Below are 18,077 nucleotides of genomic sequence, written 5' to 3'. Positions count from 1 at the left end.
CGTAACCGTTTTGCTTACAATGGTAGCATTGCGTCCCTTATTGGGTCACCTTGACGCTGATTAGATGGGCTTCGGCAAGGGCGGCATCTTCGACAACGTTCTCCAGCCCCCATCGTCGATTAAACCGGAAAATGGGAACGGTGCGGATCAGCGCCATCGATTCCGCCAGATATCCGGGCGCGCGGCCAAGGAGGTCGGCGATGCGGCGGCGATAGATGTTTGCCGTCACCGCATTGGCAGCCTCGAGCCCCTGCAGTCGGTGGATGCCCGGCGGCGCATCCTCGCCGGCCTGACGCAGATGATAGATGGCGGCGACGGGATAGCGGCGATCCTCGGCGGCGCGCGACATCGCGACCTCGAACTTGTCCTCATACCAGGGAATGCGGGTGACCGCCGCGCCTTCGCGGCCGAGTGCGGTAAGCGATTCGATCCAGAGCTTGAGCCGTGGGATTCCCGGGGTGGCCGAAAACCGGCCCTCCGCATCCGCTGCGATCGCGCACAGATCGTCGGTGAGGAGGGGATAGCCGCGCGCTTCGAACACCGCGGCCAGCGTCGACTTGCCTGCGCCGGAATCCCCGCAGAACAGATAGGCCCTGCCGTCGTGGACGATCGCGTTGCAATGCAGCGGCAGCAGCGCGCGCTGATGGAGCAGCGCCCCCAGCGCGGTTCCCAGGAGATAGGGCGGCATGTGTTCTGCCGGGATGCCGGCGCGCGCCTCGTAGATGATGCGCGCACCCCCCGTCACGTCGAACCAGCCGCACTCGGGCACCGACAAGCGCGACGAGTCGGCGTTGATCTCGACCCGCATATCGTCGACCGCGACCCCCGGATCGGGGCGTGCCGGGGTGCCGCGTCGGATATCGACATCGGGCTGCTGCGCCGCGATGCGGTTCGCGGCAAGCGACCCGAGCGGGATGTCCGAGCGGAACACCAGTCCGAACGCGCGATAGAAATTCACGATGCCCCCTGCGTCTGTCCGGCATGCGGCGCCGCGGCGGTCGCATCGTCGCGCTCGACCGCGACGAGCCGCGATCGCATCGTTTCGAACGATCCCTGTGCAACGACGCGCCCGGCATCGAACAGGAGGATCCGGTCACACCGGCGCAGGCTTTCGAGCCGGTGCGCGATCATCAGGATGGTCGTGTCGGGACACGCCTCGCGCAGCCGGTGAAGAATGATCTGTTCACCGTCGATGTCGATCGCGTTGGTGGCCTCGTCGAGGATCAGCAATTGTGGATCGCGCAACACTGCGCGGGCGAGTGCTAGCCGCTGGCGTTCGCCCCCGGAGATCAGGCTGCCGCGTTCGCCGACCCAGGTGGCGAGCCCCTCGGGCAGTCGTGCGAGCAGGTCGTCCGCGTCGGCGATCCATAGCGCCCGGGCGATCGCCGCATCGCTCGCGCCCGGGTTGGACCAGAGCAGGTTCTCGCGAATGCTCGCATGGCGCATGAACGGATCCTGCGCGACATAGGCGAGCCGGTCGCGCCAGGCGCTGTGGTTCGCCAGCGTGACGGGGGTGCCGTTGAGCAGGATGCGCCCCGCCTGCGGGCGGTAGAGGCCAACGAGCAGGTCCGCGAAACTGGTCTTGCCCGCGCCCGATCGCCCCGCAACGCCCAGAAACTCGCCGCGCCGGAGTTCCAGATCGAGCGCGTCGACGCCGGAACCCGCGCCGTCGGCCCCGCGCGGGTGACGATAGCCGACCCGGTCGAACGACAGGACCTCCAGCGCCGGCAGGATCGCGTCGGTCGCAAGACCGCGATCGCTGGCGAGTTCGGCCTCCAGCTCGCGAATCTGAGCATAGGCCGGCAGCGCGCGAACGACCTCAAGCGCCTGGGTCTGTAGCGCCTGCGCCGGTCCGGCCATCCGCGACAGGATCAGCAGCAGCGCGACCAGCGTCGGGACGGGGACTGCGACCAAGCCCAGTCCGATCCCGGCGATCCCGCCCGCCATCACGATGCCCGCCACCGTCATGCGGAGCCGCGATCGGTTTTCCCGCGCGACGAAAGCCAGCTCGGCCTGGACCATGTCGGTCATGGCGCCCGAAAAATCGGCGACGAACCGGGGGGCCAGATTCTGGCTCATTGCGAGCTTGAGCGCCCCGAGAAACTGGCCGACTTCGTTCACCATCATCAGGTTGGCATCGGTCACGCTGTCGCCGACCTGTCTGGCGGCGCGGAACAAGGGGGCACTGAGCAGCGCGCCCGTCGCGACGAACAGGACCGCGAGCAGCGTGAGCAGCGGGCTGAGCAGCATCGAGATGGTCAGTTGCACCGTTAATGTGATCGCCGCCACGATGGACTGGACGAGCCCGATCGCAGCCTGGCCGAGCCGCTGGATGTCGCTGCTGAGGATACGATTGACCCGGGCATGCCGCAGCCCGACAATCGCACTCCAGGGTGCTGTCCCCAGGCGTTCGATCAGCCTGATCTGCAGCGAGGACAGGAATTCCAGCTCCAGCCGGATGACCGCGCTCTGCCGGATCGAGATCAGCGCGGCGCGCACGAGCATGAGCACGGCAAAGGCCGAGAGCACGAGCGTGATCTGCTCCGAGCGGCTGTCGATATGCAGCCGGGCGAGCAGTGTGGACCAGTGTCCGCGAGCGCCCGTCCCCCCGGCAATCTGGAGAAGTGGAATGATGAGGACGAGGCCAAGCGCCTCGACCAGGCCGGCAATCGCGACGAGCAGGCCCGTCACGAGCGACGCGTGCGGCTTGAACAGGCAGAATGCGATGACGAAGGCCCGTGCTTCCTGCCAATTCACAAGGTCATGCCCGTACCGTCGTGATGCGCAGCGCGATCCCAGAAGCGGCGTCACAGGCCGTCGGATCGATCCTGGCAATGTCATGCCGATGCGCGTCGATCGGGGAGCTTGGGGTATCTGTCATCGGCACACCATATAGTCTTTACGCCTAAGGCAGTGTGCAATGATCAGCAATGAGACGGGCTATTATTGGACGTTTCAGCGTTATTCCCTGAGGTTATTGTTTAAGAAAACAAATGCTGAGTTGCTAAGCATCTGTATAAAGGCATTTGTTCGGGGGTTAACTGCAAAAATGATGATGCCGGACTGCGCTGATAATCTTGTGTTAAGAGCCGCGACTTATACGGCCCTTAACCTGGAGGACCGATGTCACTCACCGCAACCATGCAGATCATGCCCATCGATGCGCTGACGATGCGCGAAAGCCGTGCCACACGGCGCGTCGTCTCCGCCGACAGCACCTTGCGGCTCATGCCGGGTGTCGCGCATGACGTGATCGTCGAGGATTTCTCGACGACAGGGTGCCGTCTGCGGTCCTCGATCCCGATGACCGTGGGGACGCGCCTGCGTCTCGCACTGAGCGGCGGCGGCGCTACCGTCGAAGCAGACGTCGTCCGTCTCGCACCTGGCGGCTATGGATGTGTCTTCGCGGTGCCCATTCCGGCAGAGACGTTCGCAAAGGCCTTTTCCGGCGAGACGATCGTCCATGCGATGTTCGAAAAGGACCCGGCGGCGCACGATGCACCCGTGGCTGAGTCCCTGCCCGACATCACACCCTGGCCGCGACCCGTGCGCGCCGTCGTCATGGTCGGGTGCGGGGTCGGTGCCTGGGTGCTGCTCGGACTGGTCGTTGGCTGGCTCTGACCACCGATCTTGAGATACCAGTACTTAGATTGGCAAAACTGCTGTTTGCCAGTAGTTTGGCAGCCTTATTATTTAGCAGTACTGCAAGAATGCGATATTCAATCCAAAAAATGCCGACTTCATCCATTTTAGACTCATCTGTTCTACAAGTGGGGTAGAAAAAGTGCGGCGACTCGTCGTGAGGGCGACGGGCATGTTTGGCGCGGGGGGCGTTCGAATGCAGGCGAAACTAGCGGCCGGTCTGGCAGCGGCAACGTTGTTGTACGGGGTCACGGCATTTGCGATCGGCGCGAGCGGCGCATCTGCGTCCGACCCGGCGATCACGGTCGTCTCGACATCCGCGACGGCGTCTCAACCGGCGAGTGGCCAGCAGGCCCCGGGCGTGACGACCGGCACTGCGGCGACGAGCGTTCTGCCGAGCGAGACCGGGTTCGCGTTCGGCGTGCAGACTCATTTCAGCCAGGGATGGAGCCCGGCGTGGCTCGATCTCACGACGCCGCTCGCGACCAAATCCGTGCGCGATACGGTCAACTGGGCCAGTGTCGAGCGGACGGCGGGCGTGTACGACTTTTCCGGTACCCCGGTTCAGACGCTCGCCACATTTTGCGGACGCGGCGGTGCGCTGACGCTCACGATCACGCCCAAGAACGCGCTCTACGACGGCGGGCGGATGGTGTCGTCCGCGGCGGGCCGGACCGCCTATGCGAATTATATCGCCGCGCTGCTGACGCGGTTCGGATCCTGTGTCGTAGCGATCGAGGTCGGCAACGAAATCAACAGTGCCGGCGCGCTCGATTATCCGGCCGGCGTCGACAAGTTCCGCGCCTATGTCGACATGCTGCGCGTGCTCTATGCCCGGGTGAAGCCCGCCAATCCGCAGGTCGCGATCCTCGGCGGATCGACCAACGTGATCGGGACGGGGTTCCTGACCTCGCTGTTCGCGGTCGGCATGCTCGACGTGATCGACGGCGTCGCGGTCCATCCCTATCGCCCCGATGCCGAAGGGATTGATTTCGAGATTGCCAATCTCAACGCCGCCATGAGCCGCTACGGGACGCCAAAGCCGATCTGGGCGACGGAATTCAGCTTTGGATATGCCGATACGCGGCGCGCCTCGGCCGGTTTGGTGAAATCGGTCGTCGAGCTCTATGCCGCCGGGGTCCGGCATGCCTCCTGGTACGCGCTCGTCGAACAGACTCATTTTCCGTATATGGGGCTGTTTACCGGATCGCTGATCAAGCCGCAGGGCAGGGCCTATCGCAACGTCATCGATTCGCTGTTGCCATACGGCCAGCCGGTGCGGGTCGATACTGGGGACCAGCCGTTCAACCTCTACCGGATCGGTGCCGATCGCTGGGTCGTATGGGGGCTGCGCGGCACGATCAGCTTCACCGGCGGTGTTGTTCGCGACATGTACGGGGTGGCGTTGCCCGCTGGTCCGGTCAAGATCGGGTCCGAGCCGCTGATCGTCAGCGGCGCCACCGGCTACACGATCACTGCGTCGCAGGTCGTTGCCGACACGATGCTGCAATATGGCAGCGGATCCTGGAGCTACTGGCGTCGCGACAAGGCGAATGTCGATACCCGGCTCGGCGTGTTCGACACCGATTTCGCGAGCCATTTCGGCGATCGCTGGTCAAAGCCGCTGCGCATCAACAATACCACCGCCGCACCGGCAGGCGATGGCGCGAACCCGATCCGCGCGGTGATCCGCTATACCGCGCCGCGCGCGATGCTGGTCGAACTGTCCGCCTGTTTCAGCAAGGCGAATACGGGCGACGGCGTCGATTACCGGATCACCCGCAATGGCGTGACCGTCGCCTCGGGGATCGTCGTCGACACCGCCACGGTCAACGGGGTCAAGTTCGGCCTCGAAATCGGCGACAAGGTCGATCTCGTGTTCGGCCCCAACCAGACCTATGGCAGCGACTCGTTCTTCTACCGCGTCACGCTGAGCAACCGTGGCCAGGGCACGACGGTGGTCTGCCCCACGGCGTAAGCCGAACCGGCCCCGGCGCTGCGCCCGGGGCCGCGCGCGCTCAGGCGTTGGCGGCGCGGGTGAGGCTGAGGAACACGTCCTCGAGATCGGGTTCCTTGGTCGAGACGTCGACAATGCCGAAGCCGCCCGACTGGACCGCGGCGAGGACTTCGCCGGCGTTGACGCGGTCCTTGGCATAGGTGATTTCGAGCGTGCGCGTGCCCTTGAGCGCGATTTTCTGGAAGCAGGCGTTCGCCGGGACCGTGCCGACGTCGCGGTCGACGGTGACGGCGACGATCTTTTCCTGCGCCTTGCCGACGAGTTCGCGGGTCGGCTCGTTGGCGATCAGGCGGCCGTTGTTGATGATCGCGATCCGGTCGCAGAGCTCTTCGGCTTCCTCGAGATAATGCGTCGTCAGGATCACCGTGACGCCCGCTGCATTGAGGCTGCGGACATAGGTCCAGAGCTGCTGGCGCAGTTCGATGTCGACGCCCGCGGTCGGCTCGTCGAGGACGAGGACGGGGGGCGAATGGACCATCGCCTTGGCCACCATCAACCGGCGTTTCATGCCGCCCGACAGCGTGCGGGCATAGGCGTGCGCCTTGTCCTCCAGATGCACCGCGCGGAGCAGTTCCATCGTCCGGCGCTTCGCCTTGGGCACGCCGTAGAGCCCAGCCTGGATCTCGAGCGTCTCGAACGGCGAGAAGAACGGGTCGAACAGGATCTCCTGGTTGACGATGCCGATCGACGCCTTGGCGTTGCGCGGGTGGGCGTCAATGTCGAAGCCCCAGATCGCGGCGCTGCCGTCGGTCTTGTTGACGAGCCCCGCCAGGATGTTGATCAGCGTCGACTTGCCCGCACCGTTCGGACCGAGCAGCCCGAAGATCTGGCCGCGCGGGACGTCGAACGTCACCCCGTCGAGCGCGCGCTTGGGTGCCGCCGTGCCAACGGGGGCGTAGGTCTTGCAGAGATTGGTGATGGCGATCGCGGCTTCGGTCATGGCTGCGGCATAGCGGCGCGGGGAGGGCGGGTCATCCCCTCGGGGGTCGCAAAGAAGATTTGTTCGCGCGGAGGCGCGGAGATGTCGTATCCAGCCTGTCGGTCGGGAGACCCACTCCGTGTTCCGCCATTCCTGATGTGAAGGTCGCTTCGCGACAAGCGCAACACCTCCGCGCCTCCGCGTGAACAAATCCTTCCTTCCTATCACCTCCGAAGAACCAATTGCCCGCCCCGCCCGCGCTTGCTATCGCGCCCGCATGCATCCGCCGCTCGAAACCACCCGCGTCACCCACGCCCGCGTCGCCTGCGATGGCGCCACCGACATTCCCGGCGGCGCAGCGCTCGGCCATCCGCGCGTCTGGTTGCAGATCGACGAGACCGGCTATGTCGATTGCGGCTATTGCGACCGGCGCTTCATCCTGGTCGGCGGGGCCGCCGATGGCGCGGACCAGTCGACATTGCGCGACCATGGGGATGGCGCAGGGCGCTAAGCCGCTTATATCTATCGGATGACGATAGCTGCAGACCCCCGCTCGTTCCTCTACCGCGACACGCTCGACCCCGAGCAGGCGCAGGCGCTGACCGCCAAGGCGCTCGCTAAGGCCGATGACGGCGAACTCTATCTCCAGTACCGCAAGGCGGAGGCGTTCGGCTTCGACGACGGCCGACTGAAGACCGCCTCCTATGACACCAGCTCGGGCTTCGGCCTGCGCGCGGTGTCGGGCGAGATGACCGCGTTCGCGCATTCGAACGAGATGACCCCCGCCGCGATCCGCCGCGCCGCGGAGACGATGGCGCTGATCGAGCCGGGCGTTGCCGCCAAGGCCGGCCCGCCCCAGGGCACCAACCGCCACCGCTACACCGCCGCAGATCCGCTCGACCTCGTGCCGTTCGCGGACAAGGTGAACCTGTGCCAGACGATCGACGCCGCCGCGCGCGCACGCGATCCGCGTGTGGCGCAGGTGTCGGTCAGCCTGTCGGGAACATGGTCGGTCGTCGAGATCGTCCGCGCCGACGGCTTCGTCGCGACCGACGTGCGGCCATTGGTGCGGCTCAACGTGTCGATCGTCGCCGAGCAGAATGGTCGTCGCGAGACGGGCAGCTACGGCATCGGCGGCCGCTATCTCTACACCGACCTCTTCCAGCCCGAGACGTACAACCGGGCGATCGACGAGGCGCTGTCGCAGGCGTTGGTCAATCTGGAATCCATCGCGGCGCCGGCAGGCGAGATGACCGTGCTGCTCGGCAATGGCTGGCCCGGCATCCTGCTGCACGAGGCAATCGGCCACGGGCTCGAGGGCGATTTCAACCGCAAGGGCACGTCGGCATTTTCGGGCCGCATCGGCGAGCGCGTTGCGGCCGAGGGCGTGACCGTGGTCGACGACGGATCGCTCCAGGATCGCCGCGGCTCGCTGACGATCGACGACGAGGGCACGCCGACGCGTGAGACCGTGCTGATCGAGGACGGCATCCTCAAGGGCTATATGCAGGACAGGCTCAACGCGCGGCTGATGGGGGTCGAGGCGACCGGCAATGGCCGCCGCGAAAGCTATGCGCACGCGCCGATGCCGCGGATGACCAACACCTTCATGAAGGCGGGCAACGACGATCCCGCCGAGCTGCTGAGCCGCGTCAAGAAGGGCATCTTCGCCAAGGCGTTCGGCGGCGGGCAGGTCGACATCGTGTCGGGCAAGTTCGTGTTCAGCTGCACCGAGGCGTATCTGGTCGAGGACGGCAAGCTCGGCGCGCCGATCAAGGGCGCGACGCTGATCGGCGACGGCCCCAGCTCGCTGACCAAGGTGCGCGGGATCGGCAACGACTTCGCGCTCGACGAGGGTATCGGTATGTGCGGCAAGGGCGGGCAGTCGGTGCCGGCGGGTGTCGGGCAGCCGACGCTGCTGGTCGACGGGCTGACGGTCGGCGGCACGGCGGCGCAGTAACGGGCGCCGCCGTTCAGCGGCGTCCTAGTCCTCGATCCCGAAGTTCAATCCGCGCGAGACATTGGGGTCGACGACCGCGACCACGAAATAGGCGCCGAACTGCTTTACGCGCTGCAGCCAACCGGTCTTTGCCTTGTAGAGCGCCGGCGTGATCTCGGTCGAGGCGGCGATTTCGGCGTCGACATAGCGGCGGACATGCGCAGCGAAGTCGGGATCCTCGATCCGGATCATCAGCTCCATGTTGATGAACAGGCTGCGCATGTCGAAATTGGCGGAGCCGATATGGACCGCGTCGTCGATGACATACAGCTTGGTGTGCAGCTTGGTCGGCTGATATTCGAAGACGTGAACGCCCTTGCGCAACAGTCCGGCATAGGTGAACCGCGCGGCGGCGATCGTCGCGTTGTTGTCCGATTTCGCGGCGGTGACGATGCGCACGCGGTCGGTGCGACGCCCGGCACGATCGAGCCTGCGCAACATCGTCGGGCTCGGGGTGAAATAGCCGGCGATGATGTCGATCCGCGTCGCGCGGCGCATGTCGTCGCGGACCGCCCGCGCCCAGGGTGACAGCCGCCGCGTCGGTCCGCCGATCAGCCAGCGTGTCGGCCCCTGCGTCTCGCTATACCGGCGCAGCGCATGGTTCAGTTTGCGCAGCTTGCCCTTGGGCTGGTGGATCCAGCTGCTCAACGCATCGAAATAGCCCGTCAGCCGCCCCGCGGCCGGGCCTTCGATCAGCAGGCCGAGATCGCGCCAGGCGTTGTCGGCGATGGTGCCGAAATAGTCATCCTCGACGTTGAAGCCGCCGACGATGATCCGTGCGTCGTCTCGTTCGCCGTCCGCCAGCGCGAGCTTCTGGTGATTGCGCAGCAGATATCGCCGGCCGAATCGTGCGGAGAACCGGCACACCGCGATTCCGGCGGCTTCAAGCGGGTCGAAGAAATCGGCGCTCGCCGCATCGTCGCTGCCGAAGCCGTCGACGATCAGCGCGACCGTCACGCCGCGTTTCGCCGCCGCGATCATCGCCGCGTTCACGCGCTGGCCGGCATCGTCGTCGGCATAGATGTAATAGAGGATGCGCAGCGACTGCCGCGCGCCGTCGATCAGCCCGATCAGCGCCGTCAGGCGTTCGGGGCCCGCCTCAAGCAGGGTCAGCCGGTTGCCATCGACGGTGAAGACCGACTTCGCCGCCTGCGGGGTCGTGGTGCGATCGAGCTCGGGGGCGGGCATGGTCATGGCCCGGGGTAGTGGACATAGCATCGGGCCGATGCAACCTTGCGGCGGGGCGACACGGGGTAGCGCCGGACACCCAACCGGCAAAATCTTGACTTTGTGGCGCGGTGTGGGTAGGCGCCTGTGTTCTCCCTATCGGTGTTTGTTGCGAAGGAAGCGTCATGGCGCGCGTTACCGTCGAAGATTGTGTCGACAAGATCCCCAACCGGTTCGACCTGGTGCTGTTCGCAGCGCAGCGTGCGCGGCAGATCTCGGGCGGCGCCGAACTGACGCTTGACCGCGATCGCGACAAGAACCCGGTGGTCGCGCTGCGCGAGATCGCCGACGAGAACGTCAAGCCCGCGCATCTCAAGGAATCGGTCATTCAGGGCCTGCAGAAGGTTCGTGTCGACGATGACGACGAGGTCGATGCCGTCGGCAGCCTCGCGGCATCGGCCGAGGCGCTGCGCCTCACCGCCGCCGCCCCGCCGCGCAACCAGAATCTGGGTGCCGATTACGAAGGTTGATCGCACGGACGTGGTGCGGCGCTAGCCGGGCCATGTTGTGATCTGACCCTGATCGGTTTCCGGCGAACGATGCTTCGGCATCGCTTGATTGGTGTGATTGAAAGGCTCGTGGACCTGAAGGTCCGCGGGCCTTTTCTTTGCGGGTGTCGTTGGGGGTGAGGCGGGGGGTAACGGGGGCGGTTCGCATTCGCCGTCCCGATGGCCACCGGTCGCAACCCTCATACCGGTCGCCACCCCGACACCGGTCGCCATCCCACACCGTGCGTCACCGCCCGCACCGTGCGTCACCGCCCGCACCGTTCGCCCTGAGCGTAGTCGAAGGGCATGGGACTCGAGGTGCTTCGACTACGCTCAGCACGAACGGGGTAGGCCGGTTCGATCGGTCGATCAGCGCTCCCGATCGACCGATCGCCCCTTGAACCCCTGCGCCACTACGAACCACTCGACCGAGCCCTTGCGGCTCGCCGGCGGCTTGGCGTGCTTCACGCTGGTGAAGTTGCGCTTCATCTCGGCGACCAGCGCAGAATCAGCGCCGCCCGCGAACACCTTCGACACGAAGGTCCCGCCCTTTTCCAGCACGTCACAGGCGAAATCGAGCGCCGCCTCGACCAGCGCCATCGTCCTGAGCGCGTCGGTCTGCGGATGGCCGACGGTGTTCGCGGCCATGTCCGACAGCACCAGGTCGGGCGCGCCGCCGAGCGCGTCGATCAGCATCGCGGGCGCCGCGTCGTCCATGAAATCCATCTGGAAGATCGTCACGCCGTCGATCGGATCGACCGGCAACAGGTCGATCCCGACCACCGCCGCCTTGGGCAGGCGCCGCTTGATCACCTGTGCCCAGCCACCCGGCGCGATGCCGAGGTCGATGACACGCTTCGACCCCTTGATGACCTCGAACCGTTCGTCGAGCTCGGTCAGCTTGTACGCCGCACGGCTGCGATAGCCCTCCGCCTTGGCGCGCTTGACGTACGGGTCGTTTAGCTGGCGTTCGAGCCAGCGCGTCGACTGCGCGGTCCGCTTGCGTGCGGTGAGGACGCGGGTGTGCCCGCCCGAGCCGCCGCGGCTCATGGCCTGGGGCTCCCCATCAGGCGGCGCAATATGCCCTCGCGAATGCCGCGGTCGGCGATGCCGAGCCGTTCGGCGGGCCAGATGTCCATGATCGTCTCCAATATCGCGCAGCCCGCGACCACCAGGTCGGCGCGCTCGTTTCCGATGCAGGCGAGCTTCGCCCGTTCCTCGATCGCCATGTGCGACAAGTCCGCGCTGATCCGCCGCATCGCGCTGGCGGGCACGATCAGCCCGTCGACCTCCGACCGGTCATAATGGCTGAGCCCGAGATGCACGCTGCCCAGCGTCGTCACGGTGCCGCTGGTACCGAGCAGTCGGGGGCGCTCGACGTCGAGCGGCAGCCGCGCGGCGAACGGCGCGATGCTGTCCGCGACGACCTGGCGCATCCGCGCATAGGCTGCGCGCCGGCCCGCCTCGCCCTTGCCGCCGCCCGCATGTTCGGTCAGCGACACGACGCCCCAGGGGGCAGAATGCCAGTCGAGCACGGTCGGGATCGGCGTCGACGTATCGACCAGCACGAGCTCGGTCGAACCGCCGCCGATGTCGAAGATCAGTGCGGGGTCGTTGCCGGGTTCGATCAGCGCATGGCAGCCGAGCACGGCCAGCCGCGCCTCTTCCTCCGCGGTGATGATGTCGAGATGGATGCCTGTCTCGGCAAGCGCGCGGGCGATGAAGGCGGGGCCGTTGCGCGCCTGGCGACAGGCTTCCGTCGCGACCGAGCGCGCCAGCGTGACGTTGCGGCGCTTCAGCTTGTCCGAACACACGCGCAGCGCGGCGATCGTGCGCTCGATCGCGGCGTCGCTCAGCTGCCCGGTGGACGCGAGCCCCTCGCCGAGCCGGACGATCCGCGAGAACGCGTCGATCACCGCGAATCCGCCGGCCTGCGGGCGCGCGATCAGCAATCTGCAATTGTTGGTGCCGAGATCCAGCGCGGCAAACGCCTGCGCATCGGCCCACCGCCCTCGACCGGGCCGGGTCGCCGCCGGACGGGCAGGACCAGCCTGCCGGGACGGCATTCGGGCGGAAACATCCCCCATCGCCGTAAAACTCACTATCTATATCTGCCGCCGCGGGAAAATACCCGCCCGGTGCTTGGCGACGAATGTAGCGCAGCGCGGCGATTACGCAAGCGACGTGGCGAATTGGCACCATCAGGGCGTTGACACGGCGCAAACCCCCGCTTAGATCGCGCCCTCGCTGATGCCCCGTCGTCTAATGGTAAGACTGCGGTTTCTGATACCGCCTATTGAGGTTCGAATCCTCACGGGGCATCCAGCGCTTTATCCTTTGACACTGAAACCGAACCTCCGTGACAGGAGTACGCACGCCTTGGGCGTGCTTCCCCGTGACGGCGGGAGATCGCCGTATTTCCGTGGGGAGGTGAGGCTGAGCTGCCTGGGAAGGGTAACGCCGCTGAGATGAGGAGGCGCTTCGTTCCTAGAGAGGCACCGGCAAGATCATATTCTGCCTGACGAGGGGCAGTTTAGTCTCGTATGCTGCCGAGAATGGTGAGCGGGCAGCCGGCTGCAGCGGTTGCTAAGGCCCATTAGCCCACACCCTTAATCTGATCGCGGAAATCTTGCCCGACATCCGCCCTTGCGAGATGCAATCGATCTACTTCCAGGCAATGGAGGATGGACCGGAGACGCTGCTAGTGCCGATCGAGGTAGAGTTCGCACGTCGTGGCCTGTCACCATACGCGACTTACTGAACCGACTACATCTGATGGGTGGCATGATCACCGCGGCGCGGATCGCGTCGCTAATCGAGGATGCTCCGGCCTGGGCGCTGATTGGTCTTGCCGCGACGGGAGAAAGCTTGCGTGCGGCTGGCCAACTCGAAGTTGCGCAGCATGTTTATAGTGGTCTATCTCAGCCAATGAACGTCGAAGCGACACAGATTGCCCTGCCTTGGTGATCTATGGGCTACGCGCGTTTCAGAACGCTCGGCGATTTTGCGAAACATGAAGCGAATGTCGGCGCTGTCTGTGGCCATTGCGGACGCAAAAGCGTCGTGCATCGAGCCATTTTTGCTAGCTGGTTTTTCCTCAGGTGGGCGAACAGCGCAGTTGAAAACCTGCCGCGATACCTCCGTTGTTTCAAATCTGGGGCGCGGCCAAACAGGATGGTGCCGACGCCGCTTCCATCATCCTTCCCGCTATACGGTCGGGACGAACGGCACTGGAAGCGGTTAGAGCGAAAACTCCGAAAGTAACAACGAGCCATCGTGCCACAGGAGCTGATCGGGATCCGTTCAACCAGATTGCCCAGGCTTGAATGCTGATCCGGTCATGTAAGACCGTCCAAAGCGCCTGACTGCAAAAAAGAAGCCTCCTCTCAAGATTCTAAGTCGCCAACCTCAAATCGTGAACGGCCTACCATAATCTTATCGCGAAATAGCGAACGACAAGCAGACACCGTCGATCGAAAAAATATCGCTAAGGAGACCCACTTGTTCTCACAATTTACGCTGTATTTCGGCATATTTTCTGGGTTGTTTTGATGACATGAAAGTGCGATCCGAACCTAGGGGGAGGGAAGCCATGGATATGTCGTTTTGCGGACGAGCTGACACATCGATGCTGATACTCGCCGATAATTATGCGACTAACGATCTCAATATTAACGATTTTGAGGGCGTCAGAAGGTCCATGTTGCCACAATCGCCGCAATCAGACTTGCAATTGCCAAGCCGCGATGACGCAGAACGGGACGTGGATGTGATGCTGGCCTCGCTCGGGCTCCAGCTTATTCGACGTTACATGGGGCAACACCATTGGTACGCAGAGTCGCAGCTCGCTCGTGCTGCCGACGAAGCCGAGCCGGGTTTGAAGCTGGAGAATGTAGCTGCGCATAGCTGGCATGTCGCTGATGCTACGTTGCTGCTAGCATCAAATTTTCCAAAGCTAAACGGTCAACATGCTCTTGAGCTCGCCATTCTTCACGATAAGCTTGAGCTTTTTACGGGCGACTTGGACCCTGTGGGGCCAGACGGTCAAGGAACCGCTTCACACGCCTTTAATCCAGCCGCGCGCGCAGTCAAAACCGAACTAGAGCTTGTGGCTCTGGAACGTTATATCGCGCAGCTGCGAGTCCCCATTCGCGAGCGCCAGCGTGCTTTAATGCTCGAAACAATCTACGGGGAAAGTGCTGAGGCACAACTCGTTAAAGGGGTCGACAAAATTCAGGCGCTTACCTTCGTGCTCGCAAAGAAGGCAGGAACGATGACAGATGAGCATCTAAATTTTAGTTTAAGATATAGTGCGAAAGCTATTGATTACTTTCCGGGCCTCATCATTCACTACAGGGTTCTGGTGCAGCGCCTGCTAACAATGATTGCTGAATACCGGCAGGTCTCAATCGCTGACGTTGCTGCGCGGCTATCGGTTGCGGTTCGTCCATTAGCACACGCGGCTCTCGTGTGAGTAAGGCGGCCCGCTTGGCGCTCATAGGAAAAAGCGGCGCAGGCAAATCATTAGCCGGGCGCTATTTAAGCGTCGGCTTGGGTGTGCCGCACATTAAGACCGGTGTGATCTGTCGGGAAATATCCCGCATGCTTTTCGACAATGAGGATAAGCGATCTACCCAGCGGCTTGATGACGCGCTTACCGCACTTGATCCAAGTATTTTCCTGCGAGCCGCCCTACGTCCGATCAAAATTGAAAATGGTTTCGTGGTGGATGCTCTACGATTTCGCGAGGATTTAAATCTCGCGCGAGATAACGGTTGTAAGATCGTGCGTATATTGGCTCCTGACGAATTTCGGTTTACTCGGTTGGCCGAAAGGCAGCAGGTATTTGACCGGCAAACCGATAATCAGCATCGTTCCGAGACTGAGCTTGACGACGCTGAAGTCGATTTTGACATTGTGAATGACGCCGACTTAGTTGCCTTTGAGGGCAAGCTCGCGGAAATCGTGGCACGAGGCTGAGTTGCGGCGCGATATTTTTCTGTATTTTCTCAATCGCGATACTCGTGAAGTATTTGGACTTTACGATTGCCTTACTGTGCCGGCGCACACGCAACTTTTACGACAAGCCTTAAATGTGTGTGCGATCCTGTGCGAAAATCAATGTATCGCCCCCCCGGGTTTCATCGTTGAGGATGAAATCGCTTTCCTATTGGCTGAAAACCAGCAAGCCTATCTTCAAGAGGGCTTAATTCAGCTGCCGATGCGCGAAGACAATCTCGCCGATTTCGCCGAGAAGAAGCGGACGGGCTACGAGCCCATGCGGGATCGGTATTCCGGACTATTTAGCGACACTCGAATTGGCTTCCTTGGTAGGCACGCTACTGGCATCATCAAACGAAAAACTCATATTACTGAGGGCATTCTGCTCGGTTGGGAAAACGGTCCGGATCAAAATAGCAAGGTTTGGCAACCTGTTAAGAAGATCCTGACTGCCAAGACGATAAGCGATATTGGGCGCATTCCTCGAATTCTTGATGATCGCGGCGTTGCCGTAACCTGGGCAGCAATTGTTGAGGAGCTACCTACCGCGGCTAATAATGCAGGAAGCGCACTTAGAAACGTCCTGCAGCACGTATATTTTGGTCAGTACTGTAGGGAGTTTAAGCTGATCGGCTTAACCTCTATTCCACATGTGCGGCAACATTTTGATATTCCGTTTGCGATTGGCTACGACTACCGCGCCCTGTCGTCATTTCTGGATATATTTTTCCTTCGCGATATTCTTTTCGAAGCGCCGGCTCAGTTAATCCTCGAGCTTCGCAAGCAGCCTGGATTTATTGCGTTCATTGACGGGTACGGCGAACTCGCGAAGCGCTACAAATCTCTGACCGACCTTCAGTATATGGCTGGGCTGGCGCGAGCTGCTGTCAAATATCCGGGCGAGACGATCGCAAAAAAGCGCTTCAGCCTATACGAGCTTAGTTATATCGAAATACGCGAGCTTGGTACGATACTGGAAGAAGTTGCGGCACACTTGTCCATTAGACATGATTTGCCAACACGGCTGGACGCTAAGCAGCCATTGCCAAACCTGAACGAGAAGAAAATAGCTTTGACCCATGAACCGCAACTCGTCCTTTATGTCGCGCTGGAAGAAGAGCTCAAGGTGCTTGCAAAGGCTCTGGGCTTAACCAAGAACGCGCAGACGCCCGAGGCGACCGGCAAGCTTGGTGACATCGACATCGCGGTCATATGTCCGCGATATATGGGACGGGTCCCGGCAGCTGTCTCGATGGCGCATTACCTCGCAAAGCGGCAGACCAAACCAAAGCTGATTTTGATCGTTGGTTTGGCTGGCGGATTCAGCGAGAACGATACCCGGGAAGGGCATATTATCGTTGCGACGAAGGTTGTCGACTTAGCGCTTCGGAAAGTCATTGATGAAGAAAAAGGGGCCTCACCAAACTTTCGGCGTGAGGACTACAAGCTTGACGATGCACTGATGAATCAGATTTTGTCTGACGACCTCGACATCGGCGCCTGGGCGGCGAAGGCCTGCGATGTGCTCGACTGGCCTCCTGATCGTCGGCCGTCTATCCACACCGGGATGATGGCAAGCGCGGACGAAGTTGTAGCGAGCGACAAATGGCGTCAGAACATCCTAAGCGGGAAGGGCGGCGAAACGAAGCTCCTAGGCGTTGAAATGGAAGCTGGTGGCATCTGTGAGGCCGCGCGCAGAGCGGGGGTACCGGTCAGCATGATGCGTGTAATTTCGGACCAAGCAGATCCTTCGAAAGCTGACAACAGCTGGCGGACCCTCGGTATGCGGACGCTTGCCGACCTATTGAGTAACCTACCTATGGCAAAACTCATTGAGGCTGTAGGTTAAGAACAAAGCTGCGCCTGAAGGTCTTGATCCGTAACCAAGCGCGCCGACCATTTGTCGAAGCGTTCAATATCGTTAAGGCGCACGGGTAGCGGCAGCCATTCGGCTGACATTCTTGCGTCGATAACATCCGTTATTTCGGTCACGTCAGAACATTCAAATCTAAGATATACGACGAGATCGGGGGATGCGCTGGTAGGACCACCCCCGTTTTCGACAACCGCCCGCGGATCTGACCAGCGCGATGACTCTTCCAAAACGGACCGGAGATGCTGAGGTAGTTCGAAGCGTTCGAATAGCGTCCGGATTGCAGCGTCTAGTAACCCGAACTCGTCGGTTGAGAAAAGAGAGCGATCGCTCCATTTGACGACGCCCTCAATCCCGATCACGGAGTGGCGGGGAAGATCACTTTCGCTAGCCGGCAGCCTGCGATTGTCGAGATAGATTCGATCATTCGCGAGTAGCAAAAGATGAAAGCGGAAGGGCACGAACCTTTTTGATCGGCGTAGCTGGTAAAGCCGCGCATACCGCCACGGGAGTGAGCATAAGTGAGAGACTGAGAATGGCGAATGCATTTGCGCGGCGAGCTCAGCCAGAGAGGTCCGCGAAAACGCGACGACGTCAAACCGTCCAAGTTGCGCAGTACGTAACGGCGCGTGATATTCCTGGGTTATACCGGTACCAGCCGCTCGTGCGGTTAAAAACATTCTCAGATAGAAACGCCCCGGACCGGTTCGATAGAACTCGCTCCGTAAACGGTGTTTCAGAATATCCGTCGCGAGGCGGGCCTGCATAGTCTTATGCTGGGTTTGGCCGAAAAGCTCGCTCGGCACGAGGTGAAGCTGATGCGCCGTCCGAAGGATTTGGCGCGCGCTCATCGGCTGCCGAACGCTCTTAAGAACTGTCCGCGCAATATCGAGATAGCTGTCCATTACCAG

The 18,077-nt window shown here is 62.3% G+C and carries 16 protein-coding genes and 1 tRNA gene; 10 read left to right on the top strand and 7 right to left on the bottom strand.

The window, feature by feature from the left end:
* Positions 1-37 precede the first annotated feature (37 nt).
* A complete protein-coding gene (locus NEF64_RS00890; RefSeq protein ID WP_031393482.1) occupies positions 38-958 on the bottom strand; it encodes a hypothetical protein in 921 nt (306 codons plus the stop codon).
* Positions 955-2,811, bottom strand: a complete 1,857-nt coding sequence (locus NEF64_RS00885) for an ABC transporter ATP-binding protein (protein WP_252574537.1) — start codon at positions 2,809-2,811, stop codon at positions 955-957. The genes NEF64_RS00890 and NEF64_RS00885 overlap by 4 nt, the downstream gene beginning before the upstream one ends.
* Before the next feature lie 312 nt (positions 2,812-3,123).
* On the opposite strand from NEF64_RS00885, the gene NEF64_RS00880 reads away from it, so the two are divergent.
* Both NEF64_RS00880 and NEF64_RS00875 read left to right on the top strand, forming a co-directional pair.
* Entirely contained in the window at positions 3,124-3,621 is a 498-nt protein-coding gene (locus NEF64_RS00880) for a PilZ domain-containing protein (RefSeq protein WP_081877474.1), read from the top strand.
* Positions 3,622-3,838: 217 nt separating this feature from the next.
* Positions 3,839-5,620 (top strand): glycoside hydrolase family protein, encoded by a 1,782-nt coding sequence (locus tag NEF64_RS00875; protein ID WP_252574534.1) that lies wholly within the window; start codon positions 3,839-3,841, stop codon positions 5,618-5,620.
* 40 nt (positions 5,621-5,660) lie between these two features.
* Here NEF64_RS00875 and NEF64_RS00870 read toward each other — a convergent pair whose 3' ends face one another.
* Positions 5,661-6,599 carry an ABC transporter ATP-binding protein gene (locus NEF64_RS00870; protein WP_031393478.1) on the bottom strand — a complete coding sequence of 313 codons (939 nt, stop codon included), beginning with the start codon at positions 6,597-6,599 and terminating at the stop codon, positions 5,661-5,663.
* Between the two features lie 256 nt (positions 6,600-6,855).
* Between NEF64_RS00870 and NEF64_RS00865 the strand changes: the two genes are divergently transcribed.
* Both NEF64_RS00865 and tldD read left to right on the top strand, forming a co-directional pair.
* Positions 6,856-7,089 (top strand): zinc-finger domain-containing protein, encoded by a 234-nt coding sequence (locus NEF64_RS00865; RefSeq protein ID WP_031393477.1) that lies wholly within the window; start codon positions 6,856-6,858, stop codon positions 7,087-7,089.
* An 18-nt stretch (positions 7,090-7,107) separates the two neighbouring features.
* Positions 7,108-8,538 carry a metalloprotease TldD gene (tldD, locus tag NEF64_RS00860; protein WP_056406534.1) on the top strand — a complete coding sequence of 477 codons (1,431 nt, stop codon included), beginning with the start codon at positions 7,108-7,110 and terminating at the stop codon, positions 8,536-8,538.
* Positions 8,539-8,562: 24 nt separating this feature from the next.
* On the opposite strand, the gene NEF64_RS00855 is transcribed toward tldD, so the two are convergent.
* On the bottom strand, positions 8,563-9,765 hold the full coding sequence (locus NEF64_RS00855; protein ID WP_051916283.1) for a phospholipase D-like domain-containing protein: 1,203 nt from the start codon (positions 9,763-9,765) through the stop codon (positions 8,563-8,565).
* A gap of 164 nt (positions 9,766-9,929) precedes the next feature.
* Between NEF64_RS00855 and rpoZ the strand changes: the two genes are divergently transcribed.
* Positions 9,930-10,274 (top strand): DNA-directed RNA polymerase subunit omega, encoded by a 345-nt coding sequence (gene rpoZ, locus NEF64_RS00850; protein WP_031439727.1) that lies wholly within the window; start codon positions 9,930-9,932, stop codon positions 10,272-10,274.
* 387 nt (positions 10,275-10,661) lie between these two features.
* Here the strand turns inward: rpoZ and NEF64_RS00845 are convergent, their stop codons facing one another.
* Positions 10,662-11,342 carry an RlmE family RNA methyltransferase gene (locus NEF64_RS00845; protein WP_031393473.1) on the bottom strand — a complete coding sequence of 227 codons (681 nt, stop codon included), beginning with the start codon at positions 11,340-11,342 and terminating at the stop codon, positions 10,662-10,664.
* Entirely contained in the window at positions 11,339-12,358 is a 1,020-nt protein-coding gene (locus NEF64_RS00840; protein WP_031439729.1) for a Ppx/GppA phosphatase family protein, read from the bottom strand. The genes NEF64_RS00845 and NEF64_RS00840 overlap by 4 nt, the downstream gene beginning before the upstream one ends.
* A 185-nt stretch (positions 12,359-12,543) precedes the next feature.
* Here NEF64_RS00840 and NEF64_RS00835 point away from each other — a divergent pair.
* From NEF64_RS00835 to NEF64_RS00815, 5 genes are all read left to right on the top strand, one after another.
* A tRNA-Gln gene (locus NEF64_RS00835) sits at positions 12,544-12,617 on the top strand.
* A gap of 459 nt (positions 12,618-13,076) precedes the next feature.
* Positions 13,077-13,259, top strand: a complete 183-nt coding sequence (locus tag NEF64_RS00830; RefSeq protein WP_252574531.1) for a DUF6771 family protein — start codon at positions 13,077-13,079, stop codon at positions 13,257-13,259.
* A gap of 625 nt (positions 13,260-13,884) precedes the next feature.
* Entirely contained in the window at positions 13,885-14,766 is an 882-nt protein-coding gene (locus tag NEF64_RS00825) for an HD domain-containing protein (RefSeq protein ID WP_252574528.1), read from the top strand.
* Positions 14,767-14,780: 14 nt separating this feature from the next.
* The gene (locus NEF64_RS00820) at positions 14,781-15,272 is read left to right on the top strand and encodes an ATP-binding protein (protein ID WP_252574526.1); all 492 of its coding nucleotides are present in this window, start codon (positions 14,781-14,783) and stop codon (positions 15,270-15,272) included.
* 1 nt (position 15,273) lies between these two features.
* Complete coding sequence (locus NEF64_RS00815) at positions 15,274-17,142, top strand: 5'-methylthioadenosine/S-adenosylhomocysteine nucleosidase family protein (protein WP_252574524.1); 1,869 nt, start codon at positions 15,274-15,276, stop codon at positions 17,140-17,142.
* Here the strand turns inward: NEF64_RS00815 and NEF64_RS00810 are convergent.
* Entirely contained in the window at positions 17,139-18,071 is a 933-nt protein-coding gene (locus NEF64_RS00810; protein WP_252574522.1) for a winged helix-turn-helix domain-containing protein, read from the bottom strand. The genes NEF64_RS00815 and NEF64_RS00810 overlap by 4 nt on opposite strands.
* Positions 18,072-18,077 lie beyond the last annotated feature (6 nt).

The organism is Sphingomonas aerolata, from assembly GCF_023935825.1.
Taxonomy (GTDB): domain Bacteria; phylum Pseudomonadota; class Alphaproteobacteria; order Sphingomonadales; family Sphingomonadaceae; genus Sphingomonas; species Sphingomonas aerolata.
This window is presented reverse-complemented; position numbering and strand designations above follow the sequence as displayed.